At 42.0% G+C, this 15761-nt stretch carries 18 protein-coding genes and 1 pseudogene; 17 read left to right on the plus strand and 2 right to left on the minus strand.

What is annotated here, in order from left to right:
- Window positions 1-349: 349 nt before the first annotated feature.
- Both B3317_RS10365 and B3317_RS10370 read left to right on the plus strand, forming a co-directional pair.
- Window positions 350-2290 carry an NAD(+) synthase gene (locus tag B3317_RS10365; protein WP_291111211.1) on the plus strand — a complete coding sequence of 647 codons (1941 nt, stop codon included), beginning with the start codon at window positions 350-352 and terminating at the stop codon, window positions 2288-2290.
- A 167-nt stretch (window positions 2291-2457) separates the two neighbouring features.
- A complete protein-coding gene (locus B3317_RS10370) occupies window positions 2458-3012 on the plus strand; it encodes an NAD(P)H-dependent oxidoreductase (protein WP_291111213.1) in 555 nt (184 codons plus the stop codon).
- A 62-nt stretch (window positions 3013-3074) separates the two neighbouring features.
- Here the strand turns inward: B3317_RS10370 and B3317_RS10375 are convergent, their stop codons facing one another.
- Window positions 3075-4058 (minus strand): alpha/beta hydrolase, encoded by a 984-nt coding sequence (locus B3317_RS10375; RefSeq protein WP_291111215.1) that lies wholly within the window; start codon window positions 4056-4058, stop codon window positions 3075-3077.
- Between the two features lie 125 nt (window positions 4059-4183).
- A complete protein-coding gene (locus B3317_RS10380) occupies window positions 4184-5410 on the minus strand; it encodes an MFS transporter (protein WP_291111217.1) in 1227 nt (408 codons plus the stop codon).
- Window positions 5411-5796: 386 nt separating this feature from the next.
- Between B3317_RS10380 and B3317_RS10385 the strand changes: the two genes are divergently transcribed.
- The 15 genes and pseudogenes from B3317_RS10385 to B3317_RS10455 all read left to right on the plus strand — a co-directional run.
- Window positions 5797-7197 (plus strand): aromatic hydrocarbon degradation protein, encoded by a 1401-nt coding sequence (locus B3317_RS10385; protein ID WP_291111219.1) that lies wholly within the window; start codon window positions 5797-5799, stop codon window positions 7195-7197.
- A 269-nt stretch (window positions 7198-7466) separates the two neighbouring features.
- Window positions 7467-7889 carry a 30S ribosomal protein S12 gene (gene rpsL, locus B3317_RS10390; RefSeq protein ID WP_006800265.1) on the plus strand — a complete coding sequence of 141 codons (423 nt, stop codon included), beginning with the start codon at window positions 7467-7469 and terminating at the stop codon, window positions 7887-7889.
- Between the two features lie 162 nt (window positions 7890-8051).
- On the plus strand, window positions 8052-8528 hold the full coding sequence (gene rpsG, locus B3317_RS10395; protein ID WP_006800264.1) for a 30S ribosomal protein S7: 477 nt from the start codon (window positions 8052-8054) through the stop codon (window positions 8526-8528).
- Between the two features lie 24 nt (window positions 8529-8552).
- Complete coding sequence (gene fusA / locus B3317_RS10400) at window positions 8553-10676, plus strand: elongation factor G (RefSeq protein ID WP_291111223.1); 2124 nt, start codon at window positions 8553-8555, stop codon at window positions 10674-10676.
- An 89-nt stretch (window positions 10677-10765) separates the two neighbouring features.
- Window positions 10766-11071, plus strand: coding sequence for a 30S ribosomal protein S10 (gene rpsJ, locus B3317_RS10405; RefSeq protein WP_006800262.1), 306 nt, complete (start codon window positions 10766-10768; stop codon window positions 11069-11071).
- A gap of 38 nt (window positions 11072-11109) precedes the next feature.
- Window positions 11110-11724 (plus strand): 50S ribosomal protein L3, encoded by a 615-nt coding sequence (rplC, locus tag B3317_RS10410; RefSeq protein WP_006800261.1) that lies wholly within the window; start codon window positions 11110-11112, stop codon window positions 11722-11724.
- Window positions 11724-12353: a 50S ribosomal protein L4 gene (gene rplD, locus B3317_RS10415; protein WP_006800260.1), complete on the plus strand. Its 630-nt coding sequence runs from the start codon at window positions 11724-11726 to the stop codon at window positions 12351-12353. The genes rplC and rplD overlap by 1 nt, the downstream gene beginning before the upstream one ends.
- A gap of 10 nt (window positions 12354-12363) precedes the next feature.
- Window positions 12364-12657 (plus strand): 50S ribosomal protein L23, encoded by a 294-nt coding sequence (rplW, locus tag B3317_RS10420; protein ID WP_006800259.1) that lies wholly within the window; start codon window positions 12364-12366, stop codon window positions 12655-12657.
- 7 nt (window positions 12658-12664) lie between these two features.
- The gene (rplB, locus tag B3317_RS10425; protein ID WP_006800258.1) at window positions 12665-13489 is read left to right on the plus strand and encodes a 50S ribosomal protein L2; all 825 of its coding nucleotides are present in this window, start codon (window positions 12665-12667) and stop codon (window positions 13487-13489) included.
- Window positions 13490-13511: 22 nt separating this feature from the next.
- Window positions 13512-13781, plus strand: coding sequence for a 30S ribosomal protein S19 (rpsS, locus tag B3317_RS10430; RefSeq protein WP_006800257.1), 270 nt, complete (start codon window positions 13512-13514; stop codon window positions 13779-13781).
- Between the two features lie 46 nt (window positions 13782-13827).
- Entirely contained in the window at window positions 13828-14235 is a 408-nt protein-coding gene (gene rplV / locus B3317_RS10435; protein WP_291111228.1) for a 50S ribosomal protein L22, read from the plus strand.
- Between the two features lie 6 nt (window positions 14236-14241).
- Window positions 14242-15000: a 30S ribosomal protein S3 gene (gene rpsC, locus B3317_RS10440; RefSeq protein ID WP_291111230.1), complete on the plus strand. Its 759-nt coding sequence runs from the start codon at window positions 14242-14244 to the stop codon at window positions 14998-15000.
- A gap of 22 nt (window positions 15001-15022) precedes the next feature.
- Window positions 15023-15454, plus strand: a complete 432-nt coding sequence (rplP, locus tag B3317_RS10445; RefSeq protein ID WP_006800254.1) for a 50S ribosomal protein L16 — start codon at window positions 15023-15025, stop codon at window positions 15452-15454.
- Between the two features lie 5 nt (window positions 15455-15459).
- Window positions 15460-15657 carry a 50S ribosomal protein L29 gene (gene rpmC, locus B3317_RS10450; protein WP_006800253.1) on the plus strand — a complete coding sequence of 66 codons (198 nt, stop codon included), beginning with the start codon at window positions 15460-15462 and terminating at the stop codon, window positions 15655-15657.
- Between the two features lie 6 nt (window positions 15658-15663).
- Window positions 15664-15761, plus strand: a pseudogene (locus tag B3317_RS10455) (30S ribosomal protein S17); the annotation flags it as partial.

Below are 15761 nucleotides of genomic sequence, written 5' to 3' on the forward strand. Positions count from 1 at the left end.
ACCTTTGTTACCTTTTGCGTCTTAGCGTCTCTGCGTGAAATATTGTTAACTGCTAACTGTTGACTGTTAACTGAAAAGTTACCTTTTATATAGTGTTCTTTGTGTAAACCTTTGTGCCCCTTGTGGTAAAGAGATTTAACCATACATGGTTAATGAATGCAAAAATGACAGAATAAAAATAATGAAAAATATGTCAGAAGTGTCAGGTTTTAACAATATATGGTTAATTAATGTAAAAAATAACTGATAATTATAGAAGTTACCAATTTTCATGGGTTTGTCTAAAAGAAACTGATAAACAACATAAAAAACTTTTGTAAGTTTGTGATTGTAAAAATATATTGCTCATATGAATAACTACGGATTTGTCCGCGTTGCGGCTGCCAGCCCTTCACTGAAGGTGGCGGATTGTGACTATAATACAGACGAGATACTGAAACAAATAAATGAAGCGCAAAGTAAGGGTGTTTCGGTCATTGTATTCCCCGAATTGGGCATCACGGCCTACACCTGCGGCGACCTGTTTCTGCAAAGGCTGCTTCTCGAAGAAGCGGAGAAGTCACTGCAACGAATATGTGATGCTACACGTGACTTGTCAGTTACAGCCATTGTAGGCGTGCCGGTCGAAATATCGGGCAGACTTTATAATATGGCGGTAGTTATCGGTGCCGGATATATTCGTGGAGCAGTACCGAAAACGTTCCTGCCCAATTATAATGAGTTTTACGAAAAACGCTGGTTTTCTTCCTCAGAGGAATTGAGAGTGAAGTCGGCATCCCTCTGCGGGCAGTGTGTACCTGTAGGAATTAATCTGATATTCAGAACACCCGGATTCAGTTTTGCCGTAGAAATATGTGAAGATTTATGGACGCCTGTTCCTCCTTCCTGTGCATCTGCATTGAGCGGTGCCGAAGTTATATTCAATCTGTCGGCAAGTAATGAAACCACAGGCAAGCATGCCTATCGTAAAGCATTGGTAAGCCAGCAATCGGCACGTTGTATTGCCGGGTATGTCTATGCGGCAGCCGGAGCGGGAGAATCCACTACCGATATTATTTTTGCAGGCAGCAGCCTGATTGCCGAGAACGGGTCTGTGCTTGCCGAAGCGGAACGCTTCTCGTTCGATAGCCAGCTGATAACGGCAGATATAGATATAGAACGGTTGAGGAATGACAGGCTGCGAAACAAATCGTTCTCTTTATCGGAATACAGGGTATTGGATAATATACAATTCGAAGAGATAGACATAGATATAAATAAGGAGGAAAAAGAATTTGCTCTCAACCGTTATATTTCACCCACTCCGTTTGTCCCGGCACAAGATGCTACGCTGAACGAACGCTGTGATGAAATCTTTTCTATGCAGGTAGGCGGTTTGGCAAAGAGAATGCTGCATGTAAATGGCAAGACCGCTGTGATAGGCGTGTCGGGCGGGCTCGATTCTACTCTTGCACTGCTGGTGCTGGTTAAGACATTCGATAAGCTGAATCTGCCACGCGAAGGTATTTATGGCATCACGATGCCCGGATTCGGGACTACCGACCGTACTTATACTAATGCAAAAAAGCTGATGCAGTCATTGGGTGTTACTATCAAAGAGATATCGATAAAAGATGCGGTTGTTCAGCATTTCAAAGATATAGAGCATGACGCGGGTACACATGATATAACATACGAAAATTCACAGGCGCGCGAACGTACACAGATACTGATGGACTATGCCAACAAGGTGAATGGCCTGGTTATCGGTACAGGTGACCTTTCAGAGTTGGCTCTGGGCTGGTGTACTTACAACGGTGACCATATGTCGATGTATGCCGTGAATACAGGCATTCCGAAAACACTGGTACGGACATTGGTATCATGGGTAGCCGGAACGCATATGGATAGAGCTTCGAAAATAGTTCTGGAAGATGTGGTGGATACACCTGTCAGTCCCGAATTGCTGCCCGCGGCGGAGGACGGGACCATAGCACAGAGAACAGAAGATGTGGTGGGGCCTTATATCCTGCACGATTTCTTTTTGTATTATGTACTTCGTTTCGGTTTTTCCCCTGCTAAAATCTATTATCTGGCAAAATATGCATTCAGGGGGCAGTATGAAAATGAAGTGATATTGAAATGGCTCCGGACATTCTTCCGGCGGTTCTTCTCCCAGCAGTTTAAGCGCTCGTGCCTGCCCGATGGGCCGAAAGTGGGTTCGGTAAACCTGTCGCCACGAGGTGACTGGCGTATGCCGAGTGATGCAGCAGTGGCTTTGTGGATGAAGCAGTTGGATACCTTGAATTGATTTGCTTCTGTGTAATATCCGTAATGGTTTGCCAGTAAGTAATATAAGTAGCTTTGTCTGGTAAAACAAAATTTTTAATCAAATATTACCTTGAAGATAACACTATTGAAAAAAAATGTATATTTGTAGAAGGAGAACTTCGCATTCTAATTCTAAAAAAATCACACATGGAACTGGAAAACAGAAATGAAAAGAATAAGGTTGTCATTTTGCTGGCACATCCTGAATGGAACGAATCGGAAGCAAATAAGGCTTTGCTGGATGCCGTTTATAACCCTGTCGATGTAGATTTATACAACCTGTATGGTGATAAGCAATATACAGTTACGGATTGGGCCAATATCATGGCGAAAGCTTCATTTGTCATTTTTCAGTTTCCTTTCTACTGGATGTCTGCACCTGCAAAACTAAAAGAGTGGCAAGACGAGGTGATGAACTCTTTAGCAAAAACTCCGGCTATCGCAGGTAAACCGTTTATGGTGGTTACCACAACCGGATGGAGTCAGGAGGCATATAGGAGCGGAGGCAAAATAGGCTTTACTGTGGATGAATTGCTGCGCCCTTATCAGGCGGGAGCTACATATGCGGGCATGGTCTGGAAGACGCCTCTGATTGTATACGGAGTAGGGACGGCTAATTCTGCTAAAAATATTTCTATCGGAGTGGAGCAATACAAGAATATAGTGAGCCAATTTATACAGACCTCGCAGGAGATCTGGTGATCTGATAAGAAAAAAGCCGCTGTTCAACTTGAATAGCCGCTTTCTATCAATATACGAATCTTTTATTTCAGATATTTTTTCAGTGTCGCTGCGGACAACAGGATCAGTGCTTTCGTTTCCGGTGTATCGGCTAGCCCGTTGAGCATGCCCCAGTCATGGATCGCACTATTGAACCTTATAGTGGTTACGTCCACGCCGGCTTCATCCAGTTTTCGTCCGTAGGCTTCGCCTTCATCCCTTAATATGTCGTTTTCGGCTACTTCTATAAGGGTAGGCGGCAAGCCTTTGAGTTGTTCTATGGATGCTAATAATGGGGATAGATAAATACTCTTGGCATCTTCAGGTTTTGAGATGTATTGTCCTGCCATCCAGTCGAGGAGAGATGTTGTGAGAAACCTCTCTTTACCATATAGTTTGAATGACTCATAATCGGTGCTTGCATCGGTGACAGGCCATAGAAGTATCTGCACTTTGATATGGGGTCCGTTATTCTCTTTCGCCTTGATGCTGGTAACAGTAGCCATGTTCCCTCCGGCACTGTTCCCTACTACAGCCAGCCGTTTTCCGTCTACATTGATTTCGTCGCCGTGGGTTGCAACCCACTTTGTAGCTGCATATACTTCATTGACTGCCTGCGGAAATTTAGCTTCGGGTGATAATGAATAGTTTACAAAAACGGAAGCGTATCCTGATTCTACGACCAAATCACGCACGAGACGCTGATGTGTCGGATAGTCGCCTAATACCCATCCTCCGCCATGAATAAAGATAAATACGGGTAGTTTGTCCTTTACTCCTTTCGGACGTACTATGTTCAACTTGATCGTATATCCGTCCGCTGTGATTGTTTTTTCCGATTCGTCGATTCCCGACAAATCTACCTTTACAGAAGCCTGTGCTTGTATCAGTACATTGCGGGCATCGGGTACAGGGAGCGATTCTACCGGCTTGCCGGCGGCATTCAATACTTTAAGAAAAGCTTTGGTTCTCTTACTAAGGTGCGGGTCCTCCAGATAGTTCAGAGGCTTTTTTATATCATTACTCATAGCCAATATAATTAAGGGGTTAATTATGTGAAGTAAACTTTTGTATTCAATTACAACATTTACTTTCGGCTATTAGTTTTATGATCCGGCTAAGGGGGCTATTTAATTACGTTAATTTAACGGATTTATTCTTTCACTCCCTTTGTAGTATGGCCTAACCTTCTTATCGCGGGAACGAAGCTGGCAATTGCACCTATGGCAAGGGTTGCTACCCCTGCTATGATAAACGCATTGAGTAGCCCTATTCTTTCGGCAATAAATCCGGTGGCAAGTAATCCCGGTATCGTTGGCAGCAGGCTTACACTATCGTATATGGAAAATACACGCCCAAGTGCGGCCGGGTCTATTTTGGTTTGTAATATGACCGTGAAAGAACTCCAGTATATAGAACCTGCCACTCCGCTGAGGGCAGTCAGTACAACAAACAAGGCAAATCCTGACGTGGGTAATATACCCATAGCCCAGTATGTTATACCCAGACCCATAGCTACGATATTCATACTTACAACCTTATTCGTAGTCTTCATAAATTTGAGGCTGAGAACAGCTCCTCCTACCAGCATGCCGATACCCCATGCCGTTTCCACCAGTCCCATCTGGTAAGCATTTCCTCCGAAGTAACTCGTCGTCATTAATGGGTAAAGAGCTGCGATAGGCACTATAAAGAGTGTGATTCCTATTACCGATACCATAAGATAGGTAATTCCCCTGTTCATGAACAGGTGTCTGACTCCCTCTTTCACCTCCAGCCATACGTTAGGTTCAATGTCTTCTTTCTTTTCAGGATTTGGTATTTTGACAAACAGCAATGATGTGCAGGCTATTGCCGCACCCAACACATCGAACATCATTACATAAGTCATGCTTAGGAGGGATATGAGTACAGCACCTAGCGCCGGGCCCGCAATATTGCTGATGGATTGTATCATCTGGTTTATTCCCGCAATGCGCATCAGCTCGCTTTCCGGTGCCAGCAACGGGACGGATGCCTGCATGGCGGGCATGTGGAATGCGCTTCCTGCCGAACGTAATGCCAGCAAAAGGTAGATGAGCCACAAAGGAGTCATTTCCAGATAAAAAAGAATTCCCAGTGCTGCCGAGCAGAGAGCGACGAAGCTATCTGCGAGTATCATTGTGCGCTTCCTGTCCCAGCGGTCTACATATACCCCTGTGAACAGGCCGAGAATAATGAAAGGAAGCAGTACGGCAATCATGGCAGAGGCCAGGACTTCGGGCGAACCTGTTTTTATACTAAGCCAGAATACAACTGCAAAACCCACTATGGAACTGGTCAGTGTAGAGAAAAACTGTCCCGACCATATGATGATAAATGTTCTTTTCCAATTATTCATAAATATATTTACTCAGGTAGAAAGAGCTGTGTGTTAAACAAACCGGTGTGTATCTGCGATTTGCTGCTTATTAAACAAATGTATGTGAAAATGGATTTTGCCTTAATTAAAATTAAGGATTGTGAGGAATGAGGAGTCCCTCAGTAATAGAGAATGGTGAAAAGACGTATTAGTCTCATTGTAGTATTTTTTTAGTGTTGCAAAGGTACATTTTTTTTCTTGAATGTAAATGTTATTGAGTCAAGATATTAGATATTTAATTTAGTTGCATAGACAACAAATATTTGATTATCAGTAAGATAAAGTCATATTTTTTAACATGGTTTCTTTTGAAACTAATATAATACTCATATCTTTGTCCCCTCATTTAACTAATTTTATTAATAATGAATAAGAAATCGATACTGATAACCATTTTATCTCTATGTCAGGCCTCTTTTATTTTCGCAGGAGGAATATTGACTAATACCAATCAAAGTGCCCACTTTATCAGAATGGTTGCCCGCGATGCTTCATTACAGATCGATGCGGCATATACTAATCCTGCCGGACTGGTGAAGCTGAACGATGGATTCCACTTTTCATTTTCCAATCAAAGTGCTTTCCAGACAAGGACAATTACTTCTACTTTCGCACCTTTCGCAGGATATGGCGGCAATGCTACAAAAGAATTCAAGGGAACGGCCTCGGCGCCGATAATACCGAGCCTGCAAGCTGCCTATAAAACAGGGAAATGGGTGCTCTCCGGAAATATCGCGGTTACAGGAGGCGGTGGTAAGGCTACATTTAATGATGGCTTACCGTCTTTTGAATCACAGCTGGCAGTATTGCCTACAGCAATAAGTGCAATGGGGGTACCTACAACTCAATATTCTGTCGATGCATATATGAGAGGGTCGTCATTTATCTATGGAGCTCAGATGGGAGGGAGTTATGCAATCAATGATATGTTTTCCGCATATGCCGGTTTCCGCCTCAATATCGTGAATAATGGCTATGAAGGCTATCTGAAAAATGTAAAAGTAAATCCACAGCATCCACTGGTAAACCCTACGGGGGGGATGATGCTTGCTACTGATTTCCTTACAGCTGCAGGAAAAACGGAACTGGCTGCTATGGTTGCTGACAGAGAAATTGATAATAAGCAAACAGGATGGGGAGTTGCGCCTATCCTTGGACTAAACTTTAATTATAAGGCTCTTAATATTGGTATGAAATATGAATTTAAAACAAGCCTTAATGTTGAAAGTAAAACAATAGATGGCAAAGATGGAGGACTGGCGCAATTTAAGGATGGTGTAAATACTCCGCATGATATACCTTCTTTGTTTACAGTCGGAGCATCATATCAGATAACACCTCAATTCCTGGCTAGTGTTGGCTATCATCATTTCTTTGATTCGGACGCTAAAATGGCTGATGATAAGCAAAAATTTATTAATGGAGGTACAAATGAATATCTTGCAGGACTTGAATTTCGTATAAATAGTATGTTTCTGATTAGTGCAGGCGGACAGATAACACGATATGGGGTTACAGATGATTACCAAAAGGATCTTAGCTTCTCTATCAACTCATACTCGATAGGTTTTGGCGGTGCTGTGAATGTAGCAAAGAATGTAATGATAAATATAGGCTATTTCTGGACAACCTATTCCGATTGGGATAAAGAAAATGCAAAATATGCTTCCATTCCGGGATCAGACCCTGTCGTCTACCTTTCGGGTAAAGATGTATTCTCCCGTACCAATAAAGTATTTGCAGCCGGGGTAGATTTCTCGTTCTGAAAACTTTGATATAGATAATATAATGAAGGCGGGGAAGCGGCAGGCTTCCCCGCCTTTGTATTTTAGGCAGATATATTCATTTTCTTTTGTAATTATTTGTGTATCTTACTGATTATGTCTACATTTGCAACCCGAATAAAGCATGAAAAGAGGCTTGTTTTGGTGGCAAATATTTGATTGTCATTGAAATAGCTTCTGTTTATTGTGTTATTCGGTAAAGTAAAATGTATAATAAAAATTGAATTTAAAGTTCTAAAGATTAAAACAAGATGCCTACGATTCAACAATTAGTAAGAAAAGGACGTACTGTTTTGGTTGAAAAGAGTAAATCCCGTGCATTGGATTCTTGCCCTCAACGCAGAGGTGTTTGTATCCGCGTGTACACAACTACTCCTAAGAAACCTAACTCAGCGATGCGTAAAGTAGCACGTGTGCGCTTAACAAACACAAAAGAGGTTAATGCTTATATTCCCGGAGAAGGGCATAACTTGCAGGAGCACTCGATTGTACTTGTTAGAGGTGGCCGTGTGAAAGACCTGCCCGGAGTTCGTTATCACATTGTTCGCGGAACATTGGATACAGCCGGTGTTAACGGTCGTACACAACGTCGCTCTAAGTACGGAGCAAAACGTCCTAAACCGGGAGCAGCGCCAGCAAAAGGTGCACCAGCTAAAGGGGGTAAGAAAAAATAATCCCTGAGGCAATCCCTTTAACCGAGATTTTTAATTAAGTATTAAAACGGTTTAAGTTTATTGGATAGGCTATACATGGGTTGAGTAAATGGTTCGGCGGAACCGTTGAAGACATCAGAAAATTGGCAACCAAAAACAAAAACAAAATTTTTTAAGTAAACAATGAGAAAGGCAAAACCAAAGAAAAGACAGATCCTTCCGGATCCTGTTTTCGGTGATGTAAAGGTTACAAAATTTGTTAACCACTTGATGTACGATGGTAAAAAATCGACTGCGTTCGATATTTTCTATACAGCATTAGAAATTGTAAAGAAAAAACTACCAAACGAAGAAAAGTCTGCTCTTGAGATATGGAAAGCAGCATTGGATAATGTAACTCCGCAAGTAGAAGTGAAGTCTCGCCGTGTAGGTGGTGCAACATTTCAGGTTCCTACCGAAATTCGCCCTGATCGCAAAGAATCAATCTGTATGAAAAATCTTATCCTGTATGCTCGTAAGAGAGGCGGAAAGACTATGGCTGATAAATTAGGCGCTGAAATTACAGATGCATTTAATGGTCAAGGAGGCGCATATAAAAGAAAAGAGGACATGCACAAAATGGCTGAGGCTAACCGTGCTTTCGCTCATTTCAGATTTTAACAAAAAGGAAAGAGCTATAAACCGATGGCAAAAATTATCGACAATTTAAGAAATACAAGAAATATAGGCATCATGGCTCACATTGATGCCGGTAAAACCACTACCTCCGAACGTATTTTGTTCTACACAGGTCTTACTCATAAGATCGGTGAGGTACATGATGGCGCTGCCACTATGGACTGGATGGAGCAAGAGCAGGAGCGTGGTATCACCATCACATCTGCTGCTACTACAGCGAGCTGGAAATATAATAATGAGGTGTTTAAAATCAACCTTATAGATACTCCCGGACACGTTGACTTTACAGTAGAGGTAGAGCGTTCACTCCGTATCCTCGACGGAGCTATCGCTGCTTACGATGCCGTAAGCGGGGTAGAGCCTCAATCGGAAACAGTGTGGCGTCAGGCTGACAAATACGATGTGCCCCGTATGTGTTATGTGAATAAGATGGACCGTTCAGGTGCAGACTTTTTTGAAGTAGTTCGCCAGATAAAAGAAATGCTGAACGGAAATCCTTGTCCGGTACAGATTCCTATCGGTGCGGAAGAAAACTTCAAGGGAATCATCGACTTAGTGAAAATGAAGGCGATGTACTGGCACGACGAAACTATGGGTGCTGACTACGAACTCGATGAAATCCCGGCAGAATACCTGGCGGAAGCTCAGGAGTGGAGAGAAAAAATGCTTGAAAAAGCTGCTGAATGTGATGAAACATTGATGGAGAAATTCTTCGATGATCCTTCTTCTATTACTGAAGATGAAATCCTTGCGGCACTTCGTATCGGAACTCTTTCTATGCAGATCAATCCGATGTTTTGCGGTTCTTCATTCAAGAACAAAGGTGTACAACCATTACTGGATGGCGTATGTAAATTCCTTCCCAGCCCTATCGATACATTAGCTATTGAAGGTACAGATCCTAGAAACGGGAATACAGTTGTACGTCACCCTAGCCCGGACGAACCTATGTGTGCTTTGGCATTTAAGATCGCCACTGACCCGTTTGTAGGCCGTTTGTGCTTCTTCCGTGTTTACTCGGGAGAACTGGCTGCCGGTTCTTATGTATATAATACCCGTTCTGAAAAGAAAGAACGTATTTCCCGTCTGTTCCAGATGCACTCAAACAAACAGAATCCGAAGGATGTGATTGGTTGTGGTGATATAGGTGCAGGTGTAGGATTTAAAGATATCCGTACAGGTGATACATTGTGTGATGAAAACCATCCTATCGTTCTTGAGTCTATGGACTTCCCTGAACCGGTTATCGGGATTGCAATTGAGCCAATCACTCAAAAGGATGTGGATAAACTTTCCAACGGTCTTGCAAAACTTGCCGAAGAAGATCCGACATTCCGTGTACATACGGATGAAGATTCAGGCCAGACAATCATCGAAGGTATGGGTGAGCTTCACCTGGAAATCATCATTGACCGTCTGAAACGCGAGTTCAAAGTAGAATGTAACCAGGGACGTCCTCAGGTATCTTATAAAGAAGCGATCTCTCAGACAGTAGAGCTTCGCGAAGTTTATAAGAAACAATCGGGAGGTCGTGGTAAGTTTGCCGATATCATAGTTAAAGTTGGTCCTACAGATGCAGGCTTCGAAGGTGAACTACAATTCATCGATGAAGTGAAAGGCGGTAATGTTCCTAAAGAATTTATCCCTTCTGTACAGAAAGGATTTGCTGCTGCAATGAAAAATGGTGTACTTGCAGGATATGCGCTTGATAAACTGAAAGTAGTTCTTGTAGATGGTTCATACCATACAGTGGACTCTGACCAGTTGTCATTCGAACTTGCAGCTAAGTTTGCTTTCAAAAATGCTTGTGAGAAAGCAAGCCCGGTATTACAGGAACCTATCATGAAACTGGAGGTCGTTACTCCGGAAGAAAGTATGGGTGATGTGATTTCCGACCTGAACAAACGCCGCGGGCAAGTAGAAGGTATGGAATCGAGCCGTTCCGGTGCACGCATCGTGAAGGCAAAAGTGCCTTTGGCGGAAATGTTTGGCTATGTAACGTCGTTGAGAACAATTACATCAGGTAGAGCAACATCAGCAATGACATTCTCTCACTACGAGGTAGTATCTCCGTCGATTGCACGCCAGGTATTGACTGAAGTTAAAGGACGTGTCGATCTGATCAAATAATAAATGCAGACTGCGGTTAGTAAATGACTCTTAATCGCAGTCTGAATCTATTTTATAATAAATTTTGAATAACTAATTAAAAACAGACAATGAGTCAAAAAATCAGAATTAAACTAAAATCTTACGATTACATGCTGGTAGATAAATCTGCCGAGAAAATCGTTAAAACGGTAAAAGCAACAGGTGCAGTAGTAAGCGGTCCAATTCCGTTACCAACTCACAAACGTATCTTTACTGTAAACCGTTCAACTTTCGTTAACAAGAAGTCTCGCGAGCAATTCGAACTGTCTTCTTATAAAAGACTGATCGACATCTACAGCTCTACAGCTAAAACAGTAGATGCGCTAATGAAACTTGAGTTGCCAAGTGGCGTTGAAGTTGAAATCAAAGTTTGATGAATTTTTATACTAGTTTTAATAAATAATTTAGAGAAATGCCAGGATTATTAGGAAAAAAAATCGGAATGACATCCGTTTTCAGTGCCGAGGGAAAAAATATTCCATGCACTGTTATCGAAGTGGGTCCTTGTGTTGTTACTCAGGTAAAAACAGTTGAGAAAGACGGTTACGAAGCTTTACAGCTAGGGTTTGTTGAAAAGAAAGACAAACACACAGCTAAGCCGCAAGCCGGACATTTCAAAAAAGCCGGAGTAGCACCTCAAAGACACTTGGCCGAGTTCAAAGGAATTGAAGGTCGCAAACTAGGCGATGTACTTACTGTAGACTTCTTAGAAGACGCTCAGTATGTAGATGTTATCGGAACATCGAAAGGTAAAGGATTCCAGGGGGTTGTTAAACGCCACAATTTCGGTGGGGTAGGACAGGCAACTTTGGGACAACACAACCGCCTTCGTGCTCCGGGTTCTATCGGTGCTTGTTCTTACCCTGCGAAGGTATTTAAGGGAACAAGAATGGGCGGACAAATGGGTAATGTACGCACAACTGTCCAAAACCTTGAAGTAATTAAAGTGATTCCGGAACACAATCTTTTGCTGATTAAAGGCTCTGTACCGGGAAGTAAAGGTTCAATCGTAATAATTGAGAAATAATGGAACTGAGTGTATTAGATAAAAACGGTAAAGATACCGGTAAAAAAGTAGCGTTGAACGATGCTATTTATGGAATTGAACCTAACGAACACGTTCTTTGGTTAGATGTGAAACAATACCTGGCAAACCAACGTCAGGGTACTCACAAATCTAAAGAAAGAAGTGAAATGTCGGGAAGTACACGCAAATTGATCCGCCAGAAAGGTGGAGGTGGTGCACGTCGTGGTGACATCAACTCTCCGGTATTGGTTGGAGGTGCCCGTGTATTCGGTCCAAAGCCAAGAGATTATAGCTTCAAATTAAATAAGAAAGTAAAACAACTTGCACGTAAATCTGCTCTTGCTACCAAAGCAAAAGGTAACCAGATCGTAATAGTTGAAGACTTTTCTTTTGATGCGCCGAAAACTAAGGATTTCGTAGCATTGACTAAAAATTTGCAAGTGGCTGATAAAAAGATACTTCTAGTTTTGCCAGACCAAAATAAAAATGTATATTTGTCGGCTCGTAATTTAGAAAGAGTAAAAGTTGTAAAAGCTTCTGATTTAAATACTTACTCAATACTTAACTGTTCAAGTCTGGTATTGGCTGAGTCATCGGTTGCTGTTATAGATAACCTTTTAAAAGCATAAGGAGGATACTATGGGAATTATAATTAAACCAATATTAACAGAAAAACAAACTGCGATTTCGGAAAAATTCCCGAATCGTTATGGTTTTCGTGTTGCTCCAGATGCAAACAAAGTGGAGATTAAGAAAGCGATAGAAGAACTTTACGGCGTAACGGTTGAGTCAGTGAACACAATCAAATACGACGGAAAACGTAAAAGCCGCTACACTAAAGCAGGTGTAATCAGCGGTAAAACTTCGGCTTTCAAGAAAGCGATAATCACCCTTAAACAAGGTGAGAGTATAGACTTTTTTAGTAATATCTAAATAAAAAATGGCAGTACGTAAATTAAAGCCCACAACACCGGGGCAGAGACACAAAATTATTGGTACATTCGAAGAAATCACTGCAAGTGTACCAGAAAAATCCCTTGTAGTCGGTAAAAAAGCGTCAGGTGGCCGTAACAACCAGGGAAAGATGACAATGCGTTATCTTGGTGGTGGTCACAAAAGACAATTGAGGCTAATCGACTTCAAGAGAACAAAAGACGGAATACCAGCCACTGTAAAATCGATAGAATACGATCCGAACCGTTCGGCTCGTATCGCATTGTTATATTACGCTGACGGAGCAAAAACATATATACTGGCTCCTCAGGGATTGGTAGTAGGTCAGACAGTGATGTCGGGAGCTGAAGCTGCTCCTGAAGTCGGAAATACATTGCCTTTAGCAAAAATTCCGATTGGTACAGTTATTCATAACATTGAATTACGTCCCGGACAAGGAGCTAAAATGGTTCGTTCGGCAGGTGGATTTGCACAGTTGACTTCCCGTGAAGGCGATTATGCTATCATCAGAATGCCTTCGGGGGAAACACGCAAGATCCTATTGGCTTGTAAAGCTACTGTAGGTAGTGTAGGTAATTCAGATCATGCTCTTGAAAAATCAGGTAAAGCCGGACGCTCTCGCTGGCTTGGACGTCGCCCTCGCAACCGTGGTGTTGTAATGAACCCTGTCGATCACCCAATGGGTGGTGGTGAAGGTCGCGCTTCGGGAGGACACCCAAGATCACGTAAAGGATTGTATTCTAAGGGTCTTAAGACTAGAGCTCCTAAGAAACATTCTTCTAAGTACATAATCGAAAGAAGAAAGAAATAATAACCTGATTAATTAAGAAATTATGAGTCGTTCGTTAAAAAAAGGCCCGTATATTAATGTTAAGCTTGAGAAAAAAGTCTTGGCCATGAATGAGTCAGGTAAAAAAGCTGTAGTTAAGACATGGGCAAGGGCTTCAATGATCTCTCCTGACTTTGTAGGTCACACTATTGCTGTTCACAACGGAAACAAATTCATTCCGGTATATGTGACAGAAAATATGGTAGGACATAAATTAGGAGAATTCTCCCTCACACGTACATTCCGTGGACACGGAGGTAACAAGAAAAAATAATTGGAGCAGAAGCCAATAAATTAATTAAAAGAAAACATTAAAAATAATGGGTGCTAGAAAAAGAATAACAGCTGAAAAAAGAAAGGAAGCTCAAAAAACCATTTCTTTTGCCAAGTTGAACGATGTACCGACTTCACCACGCAAAATGCGCCTTGTGGCTGACATGATCCGTGGAATGGAGGCATTCAGAGCGCTTGGTGTATTGAAATACTCAAATAAAGAAGCTGCTGCCAGATTAGAAAAACTATTGCGTTCAGCTATCGCAAACTGGGAAGCTAAAAATGAACGTAAAGCAGAAAGTGGTGAGCTATTTGTATCATTGATAAACGTAGATGGTGGCGCAATGCTGAAAAGAATGCGTCCTGCTCCACAGGGGAGAGGTTACAGAATCCGCAAGCGTTCAAACCATGTGACCCTTCACGTAGATACACTAAATAAAGAAAATCAAAATTAATAGCAGATGGGACAAAAAGTAAATCCAATAGCAAATCGTTTAGGAATCATCAGAGGATGGGACTCTAACTGGTATGGAGGCAAAAGTTACGGCAACACACTGTTGGAAGACAGCAAAATCCGTAAATATCTGAATGCCCGTCTAGCTAAAGCCAGTGTATCGCGTATCGTTATCGAAAGAACACTGAAACTTGTAACTATTACAGTTTGTACAGCACGTCCGGGTATCATTATCGGTAAAGGCGGACAAGAAGTGGACAAGCTGAAAGAAGAGTTGAAGAAAATTACAGATAAAGATATTCAAATCAATATTTTCGAAATCAAAAAACCTGAACTGGATGCAGTTATCGTAGCTAACAACGTAGCACGTCAGGTGGAAGGCAAAATCGCTTACCGCCGTGCTATCAAAATGGCTATCGCTTCTACAATCAGAATGGGTGCCGAAGGTATCAAAATTCAGATATCAGGCCGTTTGAACGGAGCGGAAATGGCTCGTTCGGAAATGTATAAAGAAGGACGTACTCCACTTCATACATTCCGTGCCGATATCGACTATGCACATGCCGAAGCATTGACAAAAGTTGGTTTGATAGGTATCAAAGTATGGATTTGCCGTGGAGAAGTTTACGGCAAGAAAGACCTTGCACCTTCATTTGTTGCGTCTAAAGATGGTGGCCACTCTAACAACAGAGGTGGTGGTGACCGTCGTAACGACAGAGGCGACAGAGAACAGGGAAAAGGTTTCAAGAGAAATAAGAGAAAGTAATTAAAAAAACGTTTGAAGTAAAATGTTACAACCGAAGAAAACAAAATTCAGAAGACAGCAAAAAGGTCGTATGAAAGGTAATGCTCAGAGAGGGCATGAACTGGCTTTCGGTTCGTTTGGCATCAAAACCCTGGAGAACAAATGGATCACAGGGCGCCAGATAGAAGCGGCCCGTATTGCAGTAACTCGTTACATGCAGCGTCAAGGACAAGTTTGGGTTAGAATTTTCCCTGACAAACCAATCACTAAGAAACCTGCCGAAGTCCGCATGGGTAAAGGTAAGGGATCTCCTGAAGGGTTCGTTGCACCGGTTACACCTGGTAGAATACTATTCGAAATCGAAGGAGTATCTTATGATGTGGCAAAAGAAGCATTGCGCCTTGCAGCACAAAAGCTTCCTGTGACTACTAAATTTATAGTTCGCAGAGATTATGACTTAACTCAAAACGCTTAAGAAGTATGAAAATTGCAGAAGTAAGAGAACTTTCGGACAAAGAATTGAAAGAAAGATTAGATGCTGAAAAAATAGCATTAAACCAATTGGTGTTAAACCACAGTGTATCTCCATTGGATGCTCCGACTAAGATTAAAGAAAAGCGTCGCGATATCGCACGTTTCTTAACAGAGATCCGCCACAGAGAACTAAAAAATAAATAAGAGCTGATGGAAACGAGAAATTTAAGAAAAGAAAGATTCGGGGTCGTTTTCAGCAACAAGATGGACAAAACCATCACAGTAGCTGTAAAATGGAAAGAAAAACA

Origin of the sequence: Dysgonomonas sp. UBA7710 (genome assembly GCF_002482385.1) — a bacterium.
In the GTDB taxonomy this organism is placed as follows: domain Bacteria; phylum Bacteroidota; class Bacteroidia; order Bacteroidales; family Dysgonomonadaceae; genus Dysgonomonas.

What these genes read in the sequence shown, in the direction of transcription:
- B3317_RS10365 (WP_291111211.1), top strand. Translation starts at nt 350, where the DNA reads ATGAATAACTACGGATTTGTCCGCGTTGCGGCTGCCAGCCCTTCACTG.
- B3317_RS10370 (WP_291111213.1), top strand. Translation starts at nt 2,458, where the DNA reads ATGGAACTGGAAAACAGAAATGAAAAGAATAAGGTTGTCATTTTGCTG.
- B3317_RS10375 (WP_291111215.1), bottom strand. Translation starts at nt 4,058, where the DNA reads ATGAGTAATGATATAAAAAAGCCTCTGAACTATCTGGAGGACCCGCAC.
- B3317_RS10380 (WP_291111217.1), bottom strand. Translation starts at nt 5,410, where the DNA reads ATGAATAATTGGAAAAGAACATTTATCATCATATGGTCGGGACAGTTT.
- B3317_RS10385 (WP_291111219.1), top strand. Translation starts at nt 5,797, where the DNA reads ATGAATAAGAAATCGATACTGATAACCATTTTATCTCTATGTCAGGCC.
- rpsL (WP_006800265.1), top strand. Translation starts at nt 7,467, where the DNA reads ATGCCTACGATTCAACAATTAGTAAGAAAAGGACGTACTGTTTTGGTT.
- rpsG (WP_006800264.1), top strand. Translation starts at nt 8,052, where the DNA reads ATGAGAAAGGCAAAACCAAAGAAAAGACAGATCCTTCCGGATCCTGTT.
- fusA (WP_291111223.1), top strand. Translation starts at nt 8,553, where the DNA reads ATGGCAAAAATTATCGACAATTTAAGAAATACAAGAAATATAGGCATC.
- rpsJ (WP_006800262.1), top strand. Translation starts at nt 10,766, where the DNA reads ATGAGTCAAAAAATCAGAATTAAACTAAAATCTTACGATTACATGCTG.
- rplC (WP_006800261.1), top strand. Translation starts at nt 11,110, where the DNA reads ATGCCAGGATTATTAGGAAAAAAAATCGGAATGACATCCGTTTTCAGT.
- rplD (WP_006800260.1), top strand. Translation starts at nt 11,724, where the DNA reads ATGGAACTGAGTGTATTAGATAAAAACGGTAAAGATACCGGTAAAAAA.
- rplW (WP_006800259.1), top strand. Translation starts at nt 12,364, where the DNA reads ATGGGAATTATAATTAAACCAATATTAACAGAAAAACAAACTGCGATT.
- rplB (WP_006800258.1), top strand. Translation starts at nt 12,665, where the DNA reads ATGGCAGTACGTAAATTAAAGCCCACAACACCGGGGCAGAGACACAAA.
- rpsS (WP_006800257.1), top strand. Translation starts at nt 13,512, where the DNA reads ATGAGTCGTTCGTTAAAAAAAGGCCCGTATATTAATGTTAAGCTTGAG.
- rplV (WP_291111228.1), top strand. Translation starts at nt 13,828, where the DNA reads ATGGGTGCTAGAAAAAGAATAACAGCTGAAAAAAGAAAGGAAGCTCAA.
- rpsC (WP_291111230.1), top strand. Translation starts at nt 14,242, where the DNA reads ATGGGACAAAAAGTAAATCCAATAGCAAATCGTTTAGGAATCATCAGA.
- rplP (WP_006800254.1), top strand. Translation starts at nt 15,023, where the DNA reads ATGTTACAACCGAAGAAAACAAAATTCAGAAGACAGCAAAAAGGTCGT.
- rpmC (WP_006800253.1), top strand. Translation starts at nt 15,460, where the DNA reads ATGAAAATTGCAGAAGTAAGAGAACTTTCGGACAAAGAATTGAAAGAA.